Annotated in this window: 17 protein-coding genes and 1 pseudogene; 3 read left to right on the plus strand and 15 right to left on the minus strand. The window is 42.8% G+C overall.

Annotation, left to right across the window (positions count from 1 at the left end; all coding sequences use genetic code 11):
- Window positions 1-3 precede the first annotated feature (3 nt).
- The 11 genes and pseudogenes from JFC10_RS14000 to JFC10_RS14045 form a co-directional block, all read right to left on the minus strand.
- Window positions 4-852, minus strand: coding sequence for an arylesterase (locus tag JFC10_RS14000; RefSeq protein ID WP_198333378.1), 849 nt, complete (start codon window positions 850-852; stop codon window positions 4-6).
- Window positions 853-940: 88 nt separating this feature from the next.
- The gene (locus JFC10_RS14005; RefSeq protein WP_193011629.1) at window positions 941-2,248 is read right to left on the minus strand and encodes an MFS transporter; all 1,308 of its coding nucleotides are present in this window, start codon (window positions 2,246-2,248) and stop codon (window positions 941-943) included.
- A 467-nt stretch (window positions 2,249-2,715) separates the two neighbouring features.
- Window positions 2,716-2,961: a (Na+)-NQR maturation NqrM gene (nqrM, locus tag JFC10_RS14010; protein WP_193011630.1), complete on the minus strand. Its 246-nt coding sequence runs from the start codon at window positions 2,959-2,961 to the stop codon at window positions 2,716-2,718.
- A gap of 123 nt (window positions 2,962-3,084) precedes the next feature.
- The gene (locus JFC10_RS14015) at window positions 3,085-4,257 is read right to left on the minus strand and encodes an FAD:protein FMN transferase (protein WP_193011631.1); all 1,173 of its coding nucleotides are present in this window, start codon (window positions 4,255-4,257) and stop codon (window positions 3,085-3,087) included.
- A gap of 127 nt (window positions 4,258-4,384) precedes the next feature.
- A pseudogene (locus JFC10_RS14940) lies at window positions 4,385-4,546 on the minus strand (oxidoreductase); the annotation flags it as partial.
- A 97-nt stretch (window positions 4,547-4,643) separates the two neighbouring features.
- Window positions 4,644-5,879, minus strand: a complete 1,236-nt coding sequence (gene nqrF, locus JFC10_RS14020) for an NADH:ubiquinone reductase (Na(+)-transporting) subunit F (protein WP_193011632.1) — start codon at window positions 5,877-5,879, stop codon at window positions 4,644-4,646.
- 123 nt (window positions 5,880-6,002) lie between these two features.
- Window positions 6,003-6,611 carry an NADH:ubiquinone reductase (Na(+)-transporting) subunit E gene (gene nqrE / locus JFC10_RS14025; protein WP_193011633.1) on the minus strand — a complete coding sequence of 203 codons (609 nt, stop codon included), beginning with the start codon at window positions 6,609-6,611 and terminating at the stop codon, window positions 6,003-6,005.
- Complete coding sequence (locus tag JFC10_RS14030) at window positions 6,611-7,282, minus strand: NADH:ubiquinone reductase (Na(+)-transporting) subunit D (RefSeq protein ID WP_198333379.1); 672 nt, start codon at window positions 7,280-7,282, stop codon at window positions 6,611-6,613. The genes nqrE and JFC10_RS14030 overlap by 1 nt, the downstream gene beginning before the upstream one ends.
- A gap of 1 nt (window position 7,283) precedes the next feature.
- Complete coding sequence (locus tag JFC10_RS14035) at window positions 7,284-8,189, minus strand: Na(+)-translocating NADH-quinone reductase subunit C (RefSeq protein WP_198333380.1); 906 nt, start codon at window positions 8,187-8,189, stop codon at window positions 7,284-7,286.
- Window positions 8,170-9,405 (minus strand): NADH:ubiquinone reductase (Na(+)-transporting) subunit B, encoded by a 1,236-nt coding sequence (locus JFC10_RS14040; RefSeq protein ID WP_193011636.1) that lies wholly within the window; start codon window positions 9,403-9,405, stop codon window positions 8,170-8,172. The genes JFC10_RS14035 and JFC10_RS14040 overlap by 20 nt, the downstream gene beginning before the upstream one ends.
- Before the next feature lie 5 nt (window positions 9,406-9,410).
- Window positions 9,411-10,763, minus strand: coding sequence for a Na(+)-translocating NADH-quinone reductase subunit A (locus tag JFC10_RS14045; RefSeq protein ID WP_193011637.1), 1,353 nt, complete (start codon window positions 10,761-10,763; stop codon window positions 9,411-9,413).
- Window positions 10,764-11,882: 1,119 nt separating this feature from the next.
- On the opposite strand from JFC10_RS14045, the gene hisA reads away from it, so the two are divergent.
- The 3 genes from hisA to JFC10_RS14060 all read left to right on the plus strand — a co-directional run bounded on the left by hisA (window position 11,883) and on the right by JFC10_RS14060 (window position 14,712).
- A complete protein-coding gene (gene hisA, locus JFC10_RS14050) occupies window positions 11,883-12,620 on the plus strand; it encodes a 1-(5-phosphoribosyl)-5-[(5-phosphoribosylamino)methylideneamino]imidazole-4-carboxamide isomerase (RefSeq protein ID WP_193011638.1) in 738 nt (245 codons plus the stop codon).
- 65 nt (window positions 12,621-12,685) lie between these two features.
- Window positions 12,686-14,323, plus strand: coding sequence for a mechanosensitive ion channel domain-containing protein (locus JFC10_RS14055; protein WP_198333381.1), 1,638 nt, complete (start codon window positions 12,686-12,688; stop codon window positions 14,321-14,323).
- 83 nt (window positions 14,324-14,406) lie between these two features.
- On the plus strand, window positions 14,407-14,712 hold the full coding sequence (locus tag JFC10_RS14060) for a hypothetical protein (protein ID WP_193011640.1): 306 nt from the start codon (window positions 14,407-14,409) through the stop codon (window positions 14,710-14,712).
- Between the two features lie 88 nt (window positions 14,713-14,800).
- On the opposite strand, the gene rnr is transcribed toward JFC10_RS14060, so the two are convergent.
- The 4 genes from rnr to thrS all read right to left on the minus strand — a co-directional run bounded on the left by rnr (window position 14,801) and on the right by thrS (window position 21,275).
- Window positions 14,801-17,110 (minus strand): ribonuclease R, encoded by a 2,310-nt coding sequence (gene rnr / locus JFC10_RS14065; protein ID WP_198333382.1) that lies wholly within the window; start codon window positions 17,108-17,110, stop codon window positions 14,801-14,803.
- Window positions 17,111-17,246: 136 nt separating this feature from the next.
- Window positions 17,247-18,491 (minus strand): toxic anion resistance protein, encoded by a 1,245-nt coding sequence (locus JFC10_RS14070; protein ID WP_193011642.1) that lies wholly within the window; start codon window positions 18,489-18,491, stop codon window positions 17,247-17,249.
- A 322-nt stretch (window positions 18,492-18,813) separates the two neighbouring features.
- Window positions 18,814-19,317, minus strand: coding sequence for a translation initiation factor IF-3 (gene infC / locus JFC10_RS14075; RefSeq protein WP_193011643.1), 504 nt, complete (start codon window positions 19,315-19,317; stop codon window positions 18,814-18,816).
- A gap of 23 nt (window positions 19,318-19,340) precedes the next feature.
- Complete coding sequence (thrS, locus tag JFC10_RS14080; protein WP_198333383.1) at window positions 19,341-21,275, minus strand: threonine--tRNA ligase; 1,935 nt, start codon at window positions 21,273-21,275, stop codon at window positions 19,341-19,343.
- Between the last annotated feature and the right edge of the window lie 728 nt (window positions 21,276-22,003).

Below are 22,003 nucleotides of genomic sequence, written 5' to 3' on the forward strand. Positions count from 1 at the left end.
TCGTTAAGTAGTCTCATTTGGCGTATTTTTTGTCGTTTCGGCTTGAACCGTTTCAGTTGTATTCTCTGCATCGGCTGTTTTTAGCTCTTTTAACTCATTTAATTTAGGCTCTAAGACAGGTAAGATATTGTCATTGACGATGATCGTGTAGCCTTCCTTAGTCGGATGAATGGCATCCGCTTGGTTGAGCTCACGATCACCGCCCACACCCTCTAAGAAGAACGGAATAAGGGTAACGTTCATGTCTTTCGCGACGCGAGGATAAATGTCTGAGAACGCTGCAACGTAGTCACTGCCTAGATTGTCATAGATTGACATTCCGCCCAAGATGACGACACTGCCATTGTCTTGTAGACGTTTAACAGCCGTGCGGATATTGGCTTCAATTGTCGCCACATCGATGCCGCGTATGGCATCGTTAGCACCAATGGTCAAAATCGTCACATCAGGTTTGGTCTGTAGTACCCAATCTAAGCGATTGACCAGCCCAGTACTGGTTTCTCCACTCAATCCTGAGTTGATAACTTTAGCGTTGTCGTAACCCATTGCTTGCAGACGGTCTTCTAACTGAGCAGGGTAGTTGTCATTTTTATCAACCCCAAGACCTTCTGTCAGTGAATCACCTAGGGCTAAAATAGTGATTGGTGACGAATTGACTTGCTGATCGGCGGGCGCTGTGGCATTAGCGTCTACGGACGTAGTATTGGCTTGATTGTTAGTTGCTTCAGTATTCTGCGTGTCAGGTGCATCCGTAGGTTCGGCATCTTTTTGACAGCCACTGATAGCCATTACGGCTGCGAGTATGACGATAGCAGGCAAGCGCTGAGCGAAACGAAAGGGGGAATTCATCATGGGTGTTGTGTCCTATATGCAATCAAACCAGTGTAGCAAAATAAGACAGACACCAATATTATCCTAAGGTTACTTTAGTTTTTTGATATTAAAGCTTTTTGCCATCAACCATCACTGGGCGACTCACCATCCAAGCAATTACGACGTTGATAACCATCAAAATGAGCATAATGAATAGTGGCAAATCCCAGCTGCCAGTCGCTTCATGTAGCCAACCTGTCCCTAGTGGACCAAAAAAGGCAATCAAATAACCGACGAATTGAGACATACCAGACAGTTCACTAGATTGGTTGGTCGTATAAGTACGTAAGGAAAACAGCATCATACTCAACGTAAAAATAGCAGAGCAGCCAATGCCCATCAGACCTGACCACAACCAAGCGAGATCAGTAGATAAATAACTGATTCCTAAAACGCCAATAACGTTTAGTACCGCCGCAAACACTGCCAGCGCCTGAATAGGGCGGCCGCGATTGATCAGCCAAGTTAGGCTCAGAATAGAGACTGGCGCCATGAACTGGAACACCGAACCCATTTGCCCTGCTTGCACTGCAGATAGCCCCTTACTGACCCAAATAGAAGGTAAAAAACTGGCAACGGTATAAAATAATAGTGATTGCAATCCCATAAATACCGCAATTTGCCAAGCAAAAGGCGTACGCCACATGGAGATTTCTGAAGTTCCAGAGATAGGTGGCACAATCGCTTGATGACTAGAGGAACCAAGCCGCAATCGTAAAAATATCCAAATAATAATCGCAAAAATGCCCAATAGCGACCACCCACCCAGTGCCCATTGCCAGCCCACTTGCTCAGATAATGGCAGTACAACTCCTGCGACAATGCCTGCCGTTACCGTCATCGTTAGACTAAATAACCCTGTTATTAATGGAATATGCTTGGGTGTACGCTGTTTAATAACAGGTGCAGCTAAGGTATTCGCAAAACCGATAGCCAACGTCAGCAATAATGTACCAATCAAAAATCCAGACCAAGTGGGAATAACGGTACGAATAATCATACCAGTCGTTAATAACGCAATCATCGCAATGAGTGTATTCTCAAGCCCGAAACGCTTACCAATGGACGGCGCGATCAGTGCACCCACCGCAAAAGTCAACATGGGGACTGCCCCTAACCAACCAATTTGCGTCTCAGAAATATTGAGTGCATCTTGTACGACAGGGGCAATAGAGCCGAGAGCAACAATAGGTGCACGCATATTAGTAGCGAGCAAAATCATGGCACATAAGATGAGCCAAAAAGTGAAGCGTGATGAGGGCAGCTCAAACGATGACGGCGTATCTGAATGAGACTGTGACGGCAAATCAGGTTGCAAATCAGAAGAGGTAGACATAGCAGCACGACTATTAGAATAAGAAAAAGGACACGTCATTAAACAGCGCCGAAGCATCGTCGCTTGTAAATAACACCAAAGAAACGCACCTAGACGGTGACTAAAATCATCAATCAGAATCGTAAATCAGAACTAGAAACTATTTGCAGAATACAAGATATATGAGTTTTCTGCCCTATTAGCTAGGGTAAATATAATATATGAGTAGTGCCTTCATATATGAGCAATAGCATATATGAGTAACCATTTTGAAAGCGTGCTTATCTTCAATCACATATCAATTGGATATGGAGTAGGTTTATTTAGCCTACTATTGTTAATAGTAATTTCAATGGTACTGTTTATATCCAAAATACCTTGAAGTGATTATAACTATATATATAGCGGTTAGCACAACTAAAAATAGCGCCAGTCCCTTTCAAAGGACTAGACGCTATTATAAGAACAGATGTTAGGTAAATACTACCAGCGTATGGTAACAAACGCGGTATTTATACGAATTTAGCTTATACAGGTTTGCCTAGCTGAGCGGCTCTTAGCGCGTGTTCTTGTTGTTCAGCGATAAGGGAATCGCACTTATTGGGATCATCGCCACAAAATGAGCACTGCTCATCGCCCATCAATTTGGCAACGCCACCACAAGAGCCTTTAAGCGGCTTTTTTTTGACCATATAACCGATACCCATAAAGACAAAGAACAGGACAAATACGGTAAAGGTAATGGCAAGCATGGGAAGCAATTGACTAAGCATAGAGGAAACCTCGATTTTTAAAAATAGTGTGGCTATCTATTAGGATAACACCTTAATAGTATAGCAAATTTTTGTATGGCTCGTTGATAGTTATCGAGTCGTTTACAGTATTGCGACTAACGTCTAAAGTTGTTTGTCAGCGCGTAATGCTTGCATCGCTGGTGTTTGTACCACTTGCCAATCATCAATACTGTCGTCAGAAGCTTCATCAGAAACACGACCATCAGAACCGTCTACTTTTGCATCATCAGCTAACACAACGAACATGGCGGCTAGGTTTTGGGCTTTAGCGACACTTAGTGCTTTATGATAAGGCATCGCCGTAAGAGCAGTCGCCCACGCATCAGCCAGTGCGACTGAGTCTGCTGCAACGGTTACCGATGGTGCGCCACCCGCGATAGGTTTGCCAGTTGTTGGATCAATCGTATGACTGTAGCGCTGACCGTCGAATATGACGGAATTGCGATAGTTGCCAGAAGTGGCCAAATACATCTGATTATCGGTATGGATTGGTTGACGAATCGCTGATATTGTCTGACGCTCGCTGACCGTACTGTCTTCAATAGGCGCATCAATCGCAATTTGCCACGGCTGCTGTTGGTTATTGACCCCAGAGGTTGCAATTTCACCACCTATCTCTACCATGTAGTTGCGAATTTGATAGTCATCTCTAAGCACATCGGCGATCACATCGACGCCATAACCTTTAGCAACTGCTGAGAAATCAAGCTCGACACCGTCTTTGGTTTTATAAATGCTCTGCTCTTTTTGTACGATGCTCTCAAAATCTACCAAGGCTTTTGCTTGAGCAATCTCAAGTGCTGTTGGTGGACTTTGCAAGCGTTCAACGGTCATGGTGCTACCAAAGCCCCAAGTCTCTACCAATGGCATGACGGTAGGGTCAAATGCTCCACCAGATTGCTGATAGACGATTCGTGACACATCTAGCACGTGGGCAAAATCTGCATCGATAGTGATGGGGATGTCTTTACCTAACTGGTTGAACTTAGAGATAGTAGAGTCTGCTTGATAGGTAGACATGCTGTCATTGATTTGCTGCAAGCGCTTATCAATCGACGCTTGGATGGCTGCTTCATCCGCATCCTCAGGTAGCTGATAACTGATATGGTAGCTAGTTCCCATTGTCTCACCGCTGAGATAATCATAATCTGGCGTTTGCTGGCAAGCACTAAGAGTGAATACAGCACTTATAGCAATAACTGGCAATAAAGTGGTTTTCATCGATTTGTTAGACAATGAGAGTGGGGCTAATTTTTGCATTATTGGTTTTTTCATATTAATCACAATAGTTTTTATGGCAAAAGGGTGAGTGGCATGTTCTATTAGCGTTGCCTATTTTACACCCCTTGTCACCCATAACGCCAATCATCGACTTAATACATATCTGCTTCGCTTCCTAGATTTATTTTACTTTTGATTCGCGGATGAGCTTATAGAGTTTTGGCGGAAATAGGCGATTGACCGTGGACGCCAGCTTTTCTTTATTGCCTGCTACGATGATATATTCTTCACCCTTAATAAGGGCTTTTATGACTTGTTTAGCAAAGCTAGCTGCGGTTAATCCTTTTATTTAAAGCCAAAAAAAAGAGCCTCAATTGAGACTCTTTTTTATTTATCATCTTAAAATACTTCTTTACGTAACCATTTGCTTAGTTACTCACTTAACCACCGAAGTCATCAAGCATGATGTTTTCATCTTCCACACCCAAGCTGTGTAGCATGTCGATGACCGCTGCATTCATCATCGGTGGCCCACACATGTAGTATTCACAGTCTTCTGGGTTTGGATGGTTTTTCAGATAATTTTCAAGTAGCACGTTATGGATAAAGCCGGTTGGACCTTCCCAATTGTCTTCTGGAAGTGGATCAGATAGAGCCACGTGCCATTCAAAGTTATCAAACTCTGCTTGCAGTTGATCGTAATCTTCCACATAGAACATTTCACGAATAGAGCGTGCACCATACCAAAAGCTGATTTTACGCTTAGTGTGTAAGCGTTTAAGCTGATCGAAGATGTGCGAGCGCATCGGTGCCATACCTGCACCACCACCAACGAAAATCATTTCAGCTTCAGTTTCTTTGGCAAAGAATTCACCATAAGGACCTGAAACCGTCACTTTGTCGCCAGGTACTAGGCTAAATACCCAAGAAGACATTTTGCCTGGCGGAATACCGTCAGGACCGCGTGGCGGTGGACTGGCGATACGAATATTAAACTTAATAAGGCCTTTTTCTTCAGGGTAGTTAGCCATCGAGTAAGCACGAATCACAGGCTCATCAACTTTTGACACATATTTGAAGATACCAAATTTTTCCCAATCTTCGCGGTATTCTTCGTCAATGATAAAGTCTTTATAATGCACTTCATGCGGTGGCGCTTCTAGCTGTACATAACCACCGGCACGGAAGTTCACTTCTTCGCCATCTGGAATTTTAAGCACTAGCTCTTTAATAAAGGTAGCAACGTTATCATTAGAGAGAACTTCACATTCCCATTTTTGTACATCAAAAAACTCAGGGTCAATCTCGATTTTCATGTCTTGCTTAACCGCTACCTGACAAGCTAAGCGCATGTGATTGCGAATTTCGCCTTGAGTAAAATAGCCTTCTTCAGTGGGCAAGATAGAGCCGCCCCCTTCAATGACGCGGCAACGACACTGCGCACAAGTACCACCGCCACCGCAGGCTGAAGATAAGAAAATACCTTCGCTTGCAAGGGTTTGTAGTAGTTTACCGCCTGCTGGTGTTACTACGTCATTATCGGGATTATCATTGATATGGATGGTAACATCGCCTGAACTGACCAGTCTTGAGCGCGCCGCCAAAATAATGGCAACGAGGCCCATGATGATCAAGGTAAACATAGCAACGCCACCAATCGCCGTAGCGTAATCCATGGTAGGTATCCTTAATCTATGGAGTAGGGGTGCGAAAAGACGTCATTGCGTGTTTCCTGAACCCCTACAGAATAAATGAATTAAATAGGTCAAATCGCTAAATAGGCTTTTAAGCTTAGCGGTCTAAATTGACATACCGCCGAAAGACATAAAGCCAAGTGACATCAGACCAACTGTGATAAAAGTAATACCAAGACCTCGCAGCGGTGCTGGAATGTCTGAGTATTTTAACTTTTCACGGATACCGGCCAATGCAGTAATCGCCAATGCCCAACCGAAGCCTGCGCCCACACCATACACGACAGATTCGCCGAAATTATAGTCACGCTCAACCATAAATAGTACACCCCCTAAGATGGCGCAGTTTACAGTGATAAGTGGCAGAAACACCCCAAGGGCGTTATACAGACTAGGAACGAACTTATCCAAGAACATCTCTAGAATCTGTACGGTCGCAGCAATCAAACCGATATAACTGAGCAAGCCCAAAAAGCTTAAGTCGATATTAGGGAAACCTGCCCATGCCAGCGCACCATCTTTTAGAATGAACTGAAAGAGTAAGTTGTTTAGCGGTACGGTAATCGCCATCACGACGACCACTGCTACCCCAAGACCAATAGCGGTTGAAACCTTCTTTGATACTGCCAAGAAAGTACACATACCTAAGAAATAGGCCAGCGCCATATTCTCAATAAAGACTGAGGTTATAAATAAACTAACATAATGTCCCATTAGTGACCGCCTCCATGTGCCATGCCTTTAGACTGCGGCTTCATTACAAATTCAGCTTCTTCAACCTGCTCTGGTTTCCAAATACGGATAATGGTAATGAACAAACCAATAATAAAGAATGCTGACGGCGGCAACAGTAATAGACCGTTTGGTACATACCAACCGCCATCAGTGACTGGCTGTAGAATAGTAATGCCAAACCAATTACCACTGCCAAGTAGCTCACGGATAGTTGCGACGAACAATAATACTGCTGAGTAGCCAAGACCGTTACCAATACCATCTAAAAAGCTTGGAATGGGTGGGTTACTCATCGCAAATGCTTCAGCACGGCCCATGACGATACAGTTGGTAATGATCAAACCGACAAAGACAGATAGACCTTTACTGACATCATAAGCGACGGCTTTTAGTACCTGATCTACCAAGATAACCAATGAAGCAATAATAGTCATCTGTACGATGATACGAATGCTTGATGGAATCTGCTTACGGATAATAGAGATAAAAAAGCTCGAAAATGCCGTCACCAATGATAATGCCACACACATGACGAGCGCATTTGACATGGTGGTGGTCACCGCCAATGCCGAACAGATACCTAAGATCTGTAGGGCAATGGGGTTATTGTCAAAGATAGGCTTGGTTAAAATATTTTTAGTGTCAGCCATGTTATGCCTCCTTGCCGTTTGCTACTGGTAGCGTGGCTGCCAATTCGGTTTTAGGTTGAGCTGCCGGCTTTGATTGACTTGCTTGTGTATCTGCCGCATTATCAATCGTTTGACCACTCTCTTTACGTAGCGTATCTAAATAAGGCTTATAGCCTTGCTCACCCAACCAAAACTGAATCATATTACTGACACCGCGACCGGTCAAGGTTGCACCACTGATACCATCGACCCAGTTCTCTTTTGGTGTACCCGCTTTGGTCACACCAGTGGCAACATTACCGTTTTCATCATATGAGTGGATACCGCTCCACTTCGCACGCCAATCTGGCTCTTCGATACGAGCACCAAGACCTGGGGTTTCTTTATGTTCATAAAAGCTGATACCTTTAATAGTATTCATATCGCTCTCGAGTGTTAAGAAACCATAGATAGTGCCCCACAGTCCATAACCTTGAATCGGCAAAACAACTATTTCAGGTTTACCTGCGTCATCTTTTTTAACATAGACTTTGGCATATTTGGGCTTACGACCAATACCAGCAGGATCATTGTTGCCTAAATCTTCACTCAGTGCTTTATTCTTAGTCGCTAGGCTTGCATCATAAGCATTACGATCAGGAATGCCAGCTGCTTTTAGCGCTGCATCATCAACGTAGCTGCCTTTATTTAAGTCAACAATTTCGACATCGAAGTCTTTAAAACGTTCAGCAACATCACTCGCTGTATCAGACTCTGCATCGTACATGCCAGCGGCGACCAAAATGTTTTTGTTACGATCTAAGCGAGCATTTTCGACTTGTGCTGGCTTTAGACCAACAGCAGCTGCCGAGACCAATACTGAACATACCAAGCACAGCATCAGAGCCACACTAATGGTTTTCGCGTTATTACTTTTGGGCTTGGACATAACGAACCCTCCGAGCGGTTTGGCGTTTGATGTTTGCTTGGGTCACAAAGTAATCAAACAGTGGAGCAAATAAGTTGGCAAATAGAATGGCCAGCATGATGCCTTCTGGGAAAGCTGGGTTAACGACACGAATTAATACCGTCATAAAACCAATCAAGATACCATAAGCCCAGCGGCCTTTATTAGTATGCGCAGCTGAGACAGGGTCGGTCGCCATAAATACAGCACCGAAAGCAAAGCCACCGATCACCAAGTGCCAGTAGAACGGCAGGTTCATCATCATATTGTCTTCAGAACCAACCATATTAAAGACAAGAGAAGTAGCAATTAGACCCACCACACAACCTGCCATAATACGCCATGAAGCAATACGCGTCCAAAGTAGAACGACTGCACCCATTAGGATAGCCAGTGTTGATACTTCACCGATACTGCCTTGCATATTACCTAAAAACGCATCACTCCAAGTGATCGCATTACCATAGACGTCGACGAAGTCTTGTGGAACCACACCAAGCGCCGCAAGGCCAAGTGGTGTTGCACCAGAGAAACCGTCAACGGCGGTCCACACTGAGTCACCAGACATATAGGCTGGATACGCAAAGTATAGGAATGCACGGCCTGATAAGGCAGGGTTCAGGAAGTTTTTACCCGTACCACCGAATACTTCTTTTGCCACGACGACACCAAAGATAATACCGAGGGCAACTTGCCATAATGGGATATCTGGTGGTAAACATAGTGCAAACAGTACTGAGGTCACAAAGAAACCTTCGTTGACCTCATGACCGCGCACGACGGCAAAGATAATCTCACAGAGAATACCGACCCCAAAGGTGACGATATAAATCGGCAGAAACTGCATGGCGCCGTATACGAAACTTGCCCAGATACTGTCTGGATTATAGCCTGCCATACTGGTAATAACGGTACGCCAGCCTTCAGGCTGCAAGCCAAGCTGAGCGATAGCCGTTAGTGCTTGATGACCAATGTTGTACATCCCCCAAAACATGGCAGGGAAAGTACATAACCATACGGTAATCATAATACGCTTTAGGTCAATACCGTCACGTACATGTGATGCTGCATATGTGGTTGAGCTTGGTTGACGCAAAAAAGTATCAAACATCTCAAAGATGGCATAGTATTTTTCGTGTTTGCCACCCTTGGTGAAAGACGGCTCCATACGATCGAACATATTGTGTAAAAATTTCATCGTGGTTAGCCCTCCAGCTCAATGCGCGTCAAGTTATCACGCAAAATATCACCGAATTCATATTTGCCAGGAGATACGAAGGTGCATAATGCTAAATCTTCTTCGTCCAATTCAAGTACACCCAAATCAACTGCGCTGATGATGTCTTCGACAATCAATGCACGCAATAGTTGCGTTGGCAGATAATCTTGTGGCATGACCTCTTCATAGACACCGATCGGCACCATTGCTCGCGGTGAGCCATTACTTGTGGTGGTGAAATTGTATTTTTTGCCACCAAAGAACTGCGAAATATAGATAGGCAGTTTTGAGAAGCGGTTTTTACCTGGACTAAAGAAATGAAACGCTGGGCGCTCACGACCTTCAGGTAACACACTGACTTGATTATGAAAGCGACCAAGATAAGCGGTATTACCAAACACTTTGCGACCTGATAACACCGAACCTGAAATAATACGGTTCTCGCCAGCCGCCAGCTGTCCTTTGGTCAAAGCAGTGATATCAGCCCCGCGCTCGGTAGCTACCAAATGTGGCTTAGTGACCGCAGGACCAGCCAAACTGATCATACGACGTGTATATAAGCGACCGCTGGTGAATAGCTTACCAATCGCAATCACGTCTTGATAACCAATCGTCCATACGGTCACGCCGCGCATGATGGGATGCAAAAAGTGAATGTGCGTGCCAGCCAGACCAGCAGGATGCTTACCAGCAAAGCTATGATACTCAGTGACATTATTAGCCGCCGTTTTGGCGACTGGCGTCAACTGGGCATCACCATGATGGCAAACAAAGGTCTTGGGGCTGAGGGTCGATAAGACAGCAAGTCCGTCATTGAATGCTTGCAACTGATCGTTAATCAGCAGCATTGGGTCAAATGCTAACGGACTGGTATCCATAGCGGTGACAAAAATAGCATGAGGGCGGGCACCGATTTCTGGCGCACGGCTATACGGACGTGTGCGAAACGCTGTCCATTCACCAGAGGCAAGCAGTTGGGTTTCAACGACTTCAGAATCTAGGTCAGCAAGTTGCTGGGAGTCATAGCGCTCGAAGTCTACTTCTTCACCGTTTGGGTCGACCGCAATCACAAGGCTCTCAAACACACGACGTTCACCGCGTTTAATCGCGACGACTTTACCAGCAGCAGGGGCAGTATAGATAACGCCAACTCGTTTTTTGTCTTCAAAAACGGGCTGACCCTTTGCTACGATATCACCTTCTTTGACATTCATTGTGGGCTTCATGCCCACATAATCATAGCCAATAACGGCGACATGTGTCGGTTGGTGCTCAGATATCTCGCGGGAGGGTTCACCGGTGATGGGCAAATCCAAACCTTTTTTGATGGTAATCATAAGCGAAAACTTAGTCCATAGTCTAAAACGATACCAGACGTCCTGTTTGGTATATCGGTAGCATGAATATCTGCGTCATTCAGTAAAGCCCTGTCTCTCTCCCTATAGTTAGTAGGATAGTAATAGAGGGTCTCTGAAAATAACGCATGATCATAACTACTAGTAAGAGTATTAACGCTGACCTTAGACTCCTTAACAACACGTTAATGTCTTATTCGAATGACCAAAGTGGCGACTGGCTACCAAGGTGTATGTTAAAACCATCAAATCAAACACAATCGTTCAAGCCTTTAGCCAAAATAATTGTGTAGGCAGTAGACAGCTCTATCATACGTTTCATTGAAAATTAAAGCTTGTAACACCAGTACAATTGACTACCCTTATCGGTTTGGTATCTTCTCAATAGATACTCAGTTAAATAAGAATATAGCCAAATGATGATCTATCGAAATAGATGATAAACTGGTTGACAGACAAACTAGCGAAGCCATTGTTAAGTAGATTTCACTTATACCAATAAGCAGCTATAGCGCTAGTAATGACTGTTCTAAAATAGTTAACTAGTGATAGAGAGACGATAGAGACTGTAAAAAAGAAAGAGGCGTAATTAGAATTTGGTGCTGCAGAGTAGACTGTTTAAAGGCCACCAGTTGAGATTTCTAATATAACCGTTCTTAGCAATATGTCAGCCAGCATCAAAAAGATGCGCTTAACTGCTGCTCGACTCATCCTGACCGCTATGCAACACTAAGTCATAAATGACTCAATAAAAAGCACAGCGCATGGTTACTATCACATAGAAACAAATAAAAATTTACCTAGGATTATACGCTAAATTGACCTAAAATTGCCAGTCAGTAATTGAATTTATCTAATGTTGCCAGTGATTCAATATATTAAAACTTATGGTTATGATTGCAAGTTTTTTATTGTCATTTCTATCTATCGAAACGGATTTTGGGTCTATCATAGATACCTTTTAATTCGTCTATATATTAAGTCACTTTTGACTGATATTTTTTATGCGTGTTTAGGGGGTATTTAACGTTCAACCTGCCCTTATTTTTGAAATCTAATTTTCTAAATATATTTATTGTTGTGCTTTATAAGGAATGCTATATGTGTGCTGTGCCTGTCATTATCCCAGCTATTGATTTAAAAGATGGTAAATGTGTCCGCTTAAAACAAGGCCGTATGGAGGATGATACGGTTTTTTCTAATGATCCAGTGGCCATGGCGGCACGCTGGGTAGAGGAAGGTGCACGTCGACTGCATTTGGTTGATTTGAATGGGGCATTTGACGGCGTACCCGTTCATAGACAAGTGGTTAATGATATTACTAAAGCTTACCCGAATCTGCCTATTCAGCTGGGCGGCGGTGTGCGCAATATGAACACCATTGAGCAATATATTACGGCGGGTTTGACTTATATCATCATTGGTACAAAAGCGGTCGAAGATCCTGCTTTTGTCGCTGAGGCTTGTCGCGAATTTGCAGGGCATATCATCGTGGGTATTGATGCTAAAGACGGTATGGTTGCCACTCATGGCTGGGCAAATGTGACGGATACCAAGGCGACCGAGCTTGCGAAGCGCTTTGCTGATGTTGGCGTATCGTCAATTGTCTACACTGATATCAACCGCGATGGCATGATGCAAGGCGTCAACGTTGAACAAACTGTCAATTTAGCACGTGAAGGCGGCTTGCCTGTGATTGCCTCAGGCGGCGTGACCAATATGAAAGATATCGAACTGCTGAAACCTTATGGTGATTGTATTGAAGGCATCATTACTGGTCGCGCGATTTATGAAGGCACGTTAAACTTGGGCGAGGCACAAGTTTATTTAGACAGTTAATACTTATTCAAAATTTAGTAAAGAGAAATTAGCAATAAAAATCCGCAAAAAAGCAAAGGATGCTTATGAACACTGACTTTGATCGTTCAACGATGCGCAATTTTATAAAAGCGTGGGGTCAAATGCTGTTGTTACTAAGCATCTTTTTTACCTTTCCAGTATATGCTGCTGGTGAAGAAGTGGCTGGCATAACCACCGAATTAGGGACAGATAAAGCAGAAAACACGGCAGCTGATAACCCTTTACTTGATACTGCATCAGAAGCGGAAGTTTCAGAATCTCCAGTTGTCATATCTGAACCACCGCCACCACCGGTAATCAGTGGTGAGAGCACCAATAATGCGCAAATCGAAACCACTCCTACTCCGCAAAAAGACAATGACATTCGTCAACGTATTCAAGGCATTTTTTCTGAAATAGAAGGCTTGCAGGATGTCAATGTTAGCGTTACACAAGGTGTTGTCACCTTAACAGGAGAGACGCCAAACGAGAAAAAAGCGCAACAAGCCATCAATTTGACCAACCGTCTGACAGATGTGGTCACCGTCGAAGATCGGATTGACCGTACCCTTGATGTACAAGAAAATGTCACCACCGTTTATCAAGGTCTTAAAGCACAAGCCAAAAATCTGGTCAAAGCCTTGCCATTACTATTGGTTGGTATAGTCCTATTTGCATTAGTGACATGGTTTGGTAGTTGGCTGTCTAATCGCAATAAAATGTGGCAACGGCTCACGCCCAATCCGTTTGTCGCCGAATTACTGTCACAAACCGTTAAAGTCATTTTTATTATTTTCGGTTTGATCCTTGCACTGAGTTTGATAGGAGCCGAAACCATTTTAGGCACTTTGCTTGGCGGTGCAGGCGTTATCGGTATCGCCGTTGGTTTTGCGGTCAAAGATACTATTGAGAATTACATTGCCTCGCTTATGCTCAGTATTCGCCAACCATTTCGCGCACGTGATCATATTTTGATTAATAATCAAGAGGGAATCGTAGTACGGCTAACCTCACGTGCGACTATTCTAATGACCTTAGATGGCAATCAGTTGCGCATTCCTAATGCTGAAGTGTTTAAAGCAACGATTTTAAATTACACCAAAAATTCAGAACGTCGATTTACTTTTGAGCTAGGTATTGATTCCAATGATGATCCGTTAGCAGCTATTAAGGTCGGACTGGATGCGATATATACGTTAGCATTCGTTTTAGATGAGCCAAAAGCAGTGGCTGTCATTACCAATGTTGGCGATTCCAATATCATTTTGGAGTTTCAAATTTGGGTAGATCAATCAGACACGGACTTTTCGAAAGCACGCAGTATTGCCATTCGTGAGACCAAGCATGCGTTAGAAAATGAAGGCTTCAGCTTGCCTGAACCGATTTATCGTTTGCGTTTTAATAGTAACTTAGAAAAAGCGTTTGAGCATATGCAGGCTAACACTGATAGTGCTAAGTCAGACATGACGATTACGCCGACCACACCCAAAGTGACTAATGAAAACCTAAATAAGGATAATAACGTTGATGATAAGGACAAAAAACAAGCAAAGGCCCGTGCCAAATTGATTTTACAAGGTCGCAATGCTGATGAGGTGCTCAACGCTCGTCCCGACGACAAACTCATGGAAAAGGTTGAACAGGAAATTGCAGAAAGCTCTGACGAAACTGATTTACTGGATAATAATAGCCCGCAAGAATAATTTGTAAAAACCTGCCAAAAACTAGGCATAAAAAATGCAACGAAACGTATATCTAATGATTATTCAAATACGAGACATTTTTTATGCAAATGAAACACTTGATTATATTCGCCCTGGTTGGCATGGTTGCGTTATTAGGTTTTAACCTTATTAATGGCAGTCAACGTGAGAAAGATAGAGAGAGTATAACCACCAGTAGTAGCACTGAGCAGGCTTCTACTGGTGTTACCGAATCAGATAGTAACAATGATGAGAAAAACAGTTCAGTCGATATTACTAGCAAGCCGCTTGGTGAGCAGCCAAAAGCGATTCTTGATAGTGCAACAACACAGATAGAGCAAGCACAGCAAGCGGATCAGCAACGCTTGGATCAGAGCGGTGTACAATAGTGTTAAAAACTGACTATTAGAAAAATGAAGTATAAAAAAGGCCAACGATGACGTTGGCCTTTTTTATTATTTGAAGTGTTTGCTAAAACTAGCTTTTCTTACTTGTGCCTTTACTACGGCTGCCAGTCTTTTTAGCGGGGCTTCTTCTATCAGTACTTTTCTTATCAGTACTTTTCTTATCAGTGCCTTTCTTAGAAGGCGCGTTCTTCGTTTGATTCATTTCACTAGATTGTAATTTGGCTTTTAAATCAAAGTCAATTTGTAGCAGATCCATATTGACGCCAGCGACCTTGACCTTAACCAAATCACCTAGTCCGAACAATGTCCCTTTATCTTTACCGATTAGCTGTTGTTGCTGTTCATCGTAGACAAAGAAGTCATCACCGACATTGGAGATATGAACCAAACCATCGATATATAAGTCAGTCAACGTGACAAACAAACCGAAGCTTGTGACTGTGGTGACCACGCCTTCGAACTCTTCACCAACATGATCTTTCATATAGTGACATTTGAGCCAAGACTCTACATAGCGTGAGGCTTTTTCGGCACGGCGCTCGGTATCTGAGGTTTGCGTGCCAGCCGCTTCAAGAGAAAAGTCCATCACTGGCTGCTGAGTATTGGTCACTTTTGCTTTGATGGCACGATGCAGCATCAAATCAGGGTAACGACGAATCGGCGAGGTAAAGTGGCTATATTCGTCATAAGCTAGCCCAAAGTGACCGATATTGTCAGGTGCATAGTTTGCTTGCATCATTGAGCGCAACAGCATGCTGTGGATACTAATCGCATCGGGTCTGTCTTTAGTGGCTTCAATAATCCGTTGATAATCGGCTTGCGTTGGATTTTCTTCTGGGAAGCTTAAACCAAAGTTCTTTGCGTATTCGTGAATACGCATTGATTTTTCACCATCAGGTTTGTCATGGTTACGATATAAGACAGGAAGCTCATGCTTTAATGCAAAATTCGCTGCACAAGTATTGGCCAGCAGCATACATTCTTCAATGAGTTTTTGAGCATCACCGCGAGTACGCGGTAAGATTGCTTCGATACCACCTTTCTCATTAAACTTAATGTAGGTCTCAACTGTCTCAAATTCCATTGCATGGCGCTCTTCACGCTTTTTCAGCAGTAGCTCATACAATTGATGTAAGGTATCGACAGATTTTTTGACGTCTTTATTACCTGTTAATGAGGTAGGTACGCTCTTATCTTCTGGATTCTCAAGATAAGCGTTCACTTGATTATAAGTTAAACGTGCTTGTGAGTGCATGACAGCAGGATAGAACTCATAACCAGTCACTTTGCCTGCTCGTGATATTTTGATATCAGCGACCATACAAAGACGATCACGGTCAGGATTCAATGAACACAGACCATTAGAGAGTACTTCAGGCAACATTGGAATCACACGATGCGGGAAATATACAGACGTACCGCGCTCGTAGGCATCTTTATCAAGTGGCGAGTTTGGTGTGACGTAATAACTGACATCCGCAATCGCCACTAAGACACGATAGTTGCCACCTGAGCGTTTTTCGGCGAATACGGCATCATCAAAATCACGTGCATCTTCACCATCGATAGTCACCAGTGGCAAATCACGCAAATCTTTACGACCTTTTAGATCTTTTTCAGTCGGTTCTTGATAATCGTTGGCTTGCTTCAGTGCTGCTTCGCTAAAATCTGATGGGATATCATAATTGAGTAAGGTGGTTTCAATAATCAGTTCGCGATCATTGTCGTCAGACAGTAATTCAGTGATTTTACCCGTCGCAAATTCATGCTGATTTGGCCAATCAATAATATCAACCTTAACAGGCGAACCTTGCTTGGCATTCAGCGCTTGTACATTTTCTTCAGTAACGGTAATCGGTTGGTGATTATTCGGACTACCAAGTTCGACACAGTAGCCATCTTCATCACGGGCCAATGTACCAATGAAGTTATTTTGGCGACGTTCCACGACATCGACGATACGCCCCTCGGTGCGACCGCGATTGTCTGTCGACGTGCCGACTGCATCTACAGTGTCGCCGTTAAATACCCAGCGCATTTGCTTTTCATGCAAAAACAAATCTGGCATATCGCTTAACAACACAAAACCAAAGCCTTTAGGATGTGCAGACACAGTACCCCTGACGATATCTTGCTGGGTCACCGTGCGATAGCGATAAGGACGACCGTCGCGGTTTACTTGTCCATCACGTGCCATCGCTTTTAGGCGATTGCCTAAAGCGTCAAACTGGTCTGGGTCATCAATATTAAAGGCTTTTGCCAATTGTTGATGCGTGACTTCACCATGCTCATTAATCGTACTGAGTATCAGTTCACGACTAGGGATAGGATTGTCATATCTTTTTGCCTCACTTGAGGCGTTTGGATCGTTCCAACTCATAAATTACCGTATCTATTTTTAAAATTATTAATAATGGCTATCTTAACACGAACGACGTTGCAATATCTTGCGTCAATTGTCTTAAGTGTATTTGGTAGCAGGAAGTTGTTTAATAGGCAACAACTATTAAAACAAATCAAATGTCGATATCGACTGTACTTGATTTATTGGTTATCTTTTTACTATCTATCTCTTTCGATACTTCTAGTACTGTCGTTTGATTAGACTTATCCAGGTATTTTTGTGCCTTATCGACTTCAGTGGTCAAAGTATTGACCGTTTGTTTCATGTTCTCTAGCGCTTCAATTTTATAATTGCTAATCATATCCATCGTATCATAGACGTTATTGAAAGCGTTTTGTAATTTATCAAGCTCAATGCTGCTACTGGTTGCTTGCTCATGGATTTCACCTGACTGGCGTTTGAGCATCGCTGAGGTTGATTCAATCAAGCTACTGGTGGTTTTATTTAAAGCAGTAATTTGATCAAGTACCAGTTTTTGATTGGTCATTGCTTGGGCAACCACGACCGCTGTACGTAGTGCAGATACGGTGGTTGTGGTGGCTCGATCAACGCCTTTTATCAATTCTAAGTTATTGCGGCGAATGGTATCGAGCGCTAAATAGCCTTGCACGTTCACGGCTAACTGGGTTAAAAAGTCGGTGTTTTTTTGACGAACGTAAAACAACATCTCTTCTTTAATAATGCGTGCTTTTTCGGGGTCAGTCGCCTCTATGGCGTAGACTTTTTGCTCTAACTGCTCATCAATCTTTTTGCCAACATAAACATATTGGCGTATCGATTGCATCAGCTCCCACATATTGACTTTTTCTTGCTCGATCATAGCATTGTCTTTGAGCAGCTCATCCTTACCATTATATAAACTGGTAACAACGGCATTGATATGTGACTGTGCAGATTCGTACTGACGGAAGTAATCTTGTACTTTATTGCCAAATGGGATGAGACCGAATAATTTACGTGAACTGGTCAGCTCTTTCTTACTCGGGTCTAAATCTTCTACAATACCGCGTAGCTCAGTCAATGACTTGGCGATAGGAGAGTTGTCAAACAAGCTGTCATTGAGACTTTTGGCGGGTAAATCGAGCATACGATTAGACACTTGCGCTGATTCACGAATCTCTTTGGTTCCGAGGTTGTGAATCGATTGCACGTTCTGTCGAAACTCATCGCTATGCACAGAGTTAGTGATAACGTGGTCAACAAAGGCATCGACTTTGGCATCAAGCTCTGGGATTTGGCTGTCATCCAACTTGACCATTTGATCTGCTTCACTTTTTTGTATTTCTCTCACAGGTTCAGGCGCGGTCAGAGAAATACTTGGCGTCGTTGCATTTTCTGGTGGGGTCAATTCTTGCATGAAATTTCCTTCGATATCGGATAAAAGTAGTGTTTTTTGTCAACGACTCTGATGGTCGTGATATACGTTATTTTTATACACTTACTAGAAATTTTTGATAAATGCTGATTAGCAAATATAAAACAGACCTTTAGATTACCGCGTAATCAAATGGTTGAGAAGGTGGATTTTGTAAAATAGAGTCAGCCAATTATATCTGACTCAACACATTTAACAGAGATATGTATCTATTCAAATAATAAAAAACCATCAATATCCCGCAGCATATTGATGGTTAAGATTATAAATATCTATATCGACTAACAGCCATCTAATAAACAGATTACTTTTTCTTAGTTGGCCCAAGTAGCATACCCATTTGACGACCTTCCATCTTAGGGTATTGCTCAACGTTAGCAATCTCAGCAGTATCTTCGATAATACGATCTAGCTGCTTACGACCAATATCTTGGTGCGCCATTTCACGGCCACGAAAGCGAATACTGATTTTAACTTTGTCTTGGTCTTCCAAAAAGCTGACGATTTTTTTCAGTTTAACCTGATAATCAGCTTCTTCAGTACTAGGACGCAGCTTCATCTCTTTCAGCTGAGTTTGCTTTTGATTCTTTTTAGCTTCTTTCGCCTTTTGCTTTTGATCATAGAGGAAATGCTTGTAATCCATGATTTTGCAGACAGGCGGCTTGGCATCTGGAACCAATTCGACCAAATCTAGATTGTCCTCACGTGCCGCTTTCATCGCGGTTTCGATATCGACCACGCCCATTTGTTCGCCGTCTTCTTTGACGAGACGGACTTCTTTGACATTGATATCTTCGTTGATGTTCAAACGGTTCGACTGTTTAATAGGTATTACTCCTCATCTGTTTTTGGGGTCTGTCGGCCTTTTTCAGCGACAGCGGTCTGTACTAATGTAATAAATTCTGGAACACTCATCACGCCAAGGTTTTCACCTTCACGAGTACGGACATTGACACTGCCCGATTCGACTTCTTTATCCCCTAATACTAGCATATAGGGAATGCGTTCTAATGTTTTCTCTCGTATCTTAAATCCAATCTTTTCGTTACGCAAGTCACTAATAGCTCGCAAACCTGACTTTTTGAGTTCGCTGACCACATTTTCACAAGCATCTGCTTGTTTATCCGTGATATTCATCACCACAACTTGTTGCGGTGCCAACCATACTGGCATCCAACCGGCATAGTTTTCAATCAATATACCGATGAAGCGTTCAAATGAACCTAAGATGGCACGGTGCAACATGATAGGTATTTCGCGCTCGTTTTGCTCATTGACGAATTCGGCATCAAGGCGCTCAGGCATGTTTGGATCAACCTGAATAGTACCGCACTGCCATACACGACCTAAAGAATCTTTCAAACTAAATTCAATCTTCGGACCGTAGAATGCACCTTCACCTGGTAAATATTCCCAGTCAAGACCTGAGCTATCAAGCGCATCGGCTAAGGCTTTTTCGGCAAAATCCCAAGATTCATCGCTACCAACCCGTTTTTCAGGACGAGTCGAGAGTTTCATGATGATATTATCAAAACCAAAATCTTCATACACAGCAAGGGTCAGCTTAATAAAGTCAGCGACTTCTTGCTGGATCTGCGACTGCGTACAGAAGATATGCGCATCATCTTGGGTAAAACCACGAACGCGCATCAAACCATGCAATGAGCCAGATGGTTCGTTACGATGGCATGAGCCAAACTCTGCCATACGTAATGGCAAGTCACGGTAAGATTTCAAGCCTTGGTTAAAGACTTGCACGTGGCATGGGCAGTTCATTGGTTTTACCGCATAATCACGATTTTCACTGGCAGTTGTGAACATGTTGGTCGCATAGTTGCCCCAATGTCCTGAGCGCTCCCACAAACTGCGATCAACGATTTGTGGCGTTTTAATTTCTTCATAGCCATTATCATGTTGTACTTTGCGCATATATTGCTCAAGTACTTGATAAATCGTCCAACCATTGGCGTGCCAAAACACCATGCCCGGTGCTTGCTCTTGCATATGGAATAGATTTAATGCTTTACCAATCTTACGATGGTCACGTTTTTCGGCTTCTTCAATGCGCTGAATATAGGCTTTTAAATCTTTCTTATCTGCCCACGCTGTACCATAGATACGTTGCAGCTGTTCGTTCTTAGCATCACCGCGCCAATATGCACCAGACATTTTAGTCAGCTTGAAGACTTTTAGGAATCGTGTGTTTGGCACGTGTGGACCACGGCACATATCGACATATTCTTGATGATGATATAGACCAAAGGCTTCTTCGCCTGGCATATCATTAATCAGCTTAAGCTTATAATCTTCGCCACGCTCTTCAAAAATCTTAATCACTTCATCGCGTGGCGTTATTTTTTTGATAACGTCATAATCTTGCTTGATCAGCGCCATCATGCGTTTTTCAATCGCTTCCATATGCTCAGGCGTAAATGGCGTTTCACTATAGATGTCATAATAAAAGCCATCTTCGATAACAGGACCGATCACCATTTTTACATCAGGATATAGCTGTTTAACAGCATGACCCAATAGGTGAGCACATGAATGGCGAATGATATCAACGCCATCAGCATCTTTTGGCGTCACGATTTCGACTTTGGAATCAGCAATAATAGGATCATGCGCATCCACTAGATGCCCGTTTACACGGCCAGCAACCGTTGCTTTAGCCAACCCTGCGCCAATGCTTTGCGCCACTTCCATGACCGTTGTATTGCCTTCAAAGTTTTTTACGCTACCATCGGGTAAAGTAATCGCTACCATAATCTATTCACCTTTTTGGGTCCGTTGGCAGTGATGATTGCAACCATCAATCATATAACCGTAAGACCACATCAATTATATCTAACTACTATGATATGTTGTAAGAGATAAGCACGACTTAATAGCACTGTTTTTTCTTGTCTTATATAGCATGAAATTAAGAGCCATTTAATAAGCTATAATCAAAGCGCTAAAAGGTAGAACAAACGACCTTTTAATAACATGAAGCAGAAATACTATTAAGTAATGTCATAAAAGCGACTATTATAGCAAAAACTGCTTATCAACACTAGATATCAGGGGGTTAAGTCAGCTTCTATATATAGGTTCGCTAAGTATTAATATCAAGGGTGGTGAATATAGATGTCATTCATAGCTATAGATGAATATTATGTTTTTTATATCATTATAAATTGATTGGCTGTTTTTAAAGGGTAGACTGAGCTTATTCATAAGTAAGAACTAGACGTCAAAGACTGTTTTCAGAATATAACTTCAGCTTCTAATAAATAGATTTTACCTAACCTATTGAAAAATATCAGGTGTTTTTAAGTTGATAAAATAAATCAAAAAACCTTTTAAAAAGCGGTTGACTCAAGATTTAAAGCGTCTATAATACGCCCACACAAGACGAGCTGGCAGTGATTAGTGTGTAGATTACACATAAATAACGCAGTTAACTTGAAGAAACAAATTATAAAAAAGCTTGACAATTCAAATCATTATGA

The sequence above is a fragment of the Psychrobacter aquimaris genome (assembly GCF_016107525.1).
Taxonomy (GTDB): domain Bacteria; phylum Pseudomonadota; class Gammaproteobacteria; order Pseudomonadales; family Moraxellaceae; genus Psychrobacter; species Psychrobacter aquimaris.

Excerpts from the sequence above, each read along its gene's own strand:
- JFC10_RS14000 (WP_198333378.1), bottom strand. The coding sequence starts at position 852 with ATGATGAATTCCCCCTTTCGTTTCGCTCAGCGCTTGCCTGCTATCGTC.
- JFC10_RS14005 (WP_193011629.1), bottom strand. The coding sequence starts at position 2,248 with ATGACGTGTCCTTTTTCTTATTCTAATAGTCGTGCTGCTATGTCTACC.
- nqrM (WP_193011630.1), bottom strand. The coding sequence starts at position 2,961 with ATGCTTAGTCAATTGCTTCCCATGCTTGCCATTACCTTTACCGTATTT.
- JFC10_RS14015 (WP_193011631.1), bottom strand. The coding sequence starts at position 4,257 with ATGAAAAAACCAATAATGCAAAAATTAGCCCCACTCTCATTGTCTAAC.
- nqrF (WP_193011632.1), bottom strand. The coding sequence starts at position 5,879 with ATGGATTACGCTACGGCGATTGGTGGCGTTGCTATGTTTACCTTGATC.
- nqrE (WP_193011633.1), bottom strand. The coding sequence starts at position 6,611 with ATGGGACATTATGTTAGTTTATTTATAACCTCAGTCTTTATTGAGAAT.
- JFC10_RS14030 (WP_198333379.1), bottom strand. The coding sequence starts at position 7,282 with ATGGCTGACACTAAAAATATTTTAACCAAGCCTATCTTTGACAATAAC.
- JFC10_RS14035 (WP_198333380.1), bottom strand. The coding sequence starts at position 8,189 with ATGTCCAAGCCCAAAAGTAATAACGCGAAAACCATTAGTGTGGCTCTG.
- JFC10_RS14040 (WP_193011636.1), bottom strand. The coding sequence starts at position 9,405 with ATGAAATTTTTACACAATATGTTCGATCGTATGGAGCCGTCTTTCACC.
- JFC10_RS14045 (WP_193011637.1), bottom strand. The coding sequence starts at position 10,763 with ATGATTACCATCAAAAAAGGTTTGGATTTGCCCATCACCGGTGAACCC.
- hisA (WP_193011638.1), top strand. The coding sequence starts at position 11,883 with ATGTGTGCTGTGCCTGTCATTATCCCAGCTATTGATTTAAAAGATGGT.
- JFC10_RS14055 (WP_198333381.1), top strand. The coding sequence starts at position 12,686 with ATGAACACTGACTTTGATCGTTCAACGATGCGCAATTTTATAAAAGCG.
- JFC10_RS14060 (WP_193011640.1), top strand. The coding sequence starts at position 14,407 with ATGCAAATGAAACACTTGATTATATTCGCCCTGGTTGGCATGGTTGCG.
- rnr (WP_198333382.1), bottom strand. The coding sequence starts at position 17,110 with ATGAGTTGGAACGATCCAAACGCCTCAAGTGAGGCAAAAAGATATGAC.
- JFC10_RS14070 (WP_193011642.1), bottom strand. The coding sequence starts at position 18,491 with ATGCAAGAATTGACCCCACCAGAAAATGCAACGACGCCAAGTATTTCT.
- thrS (WP_198333383.1), bottom strand. The coding sequence starts at position 21,275 with ATGGTAGCGATTACTTTACCCGATGGTAGCGTAAAAAACTTTGAAGGC.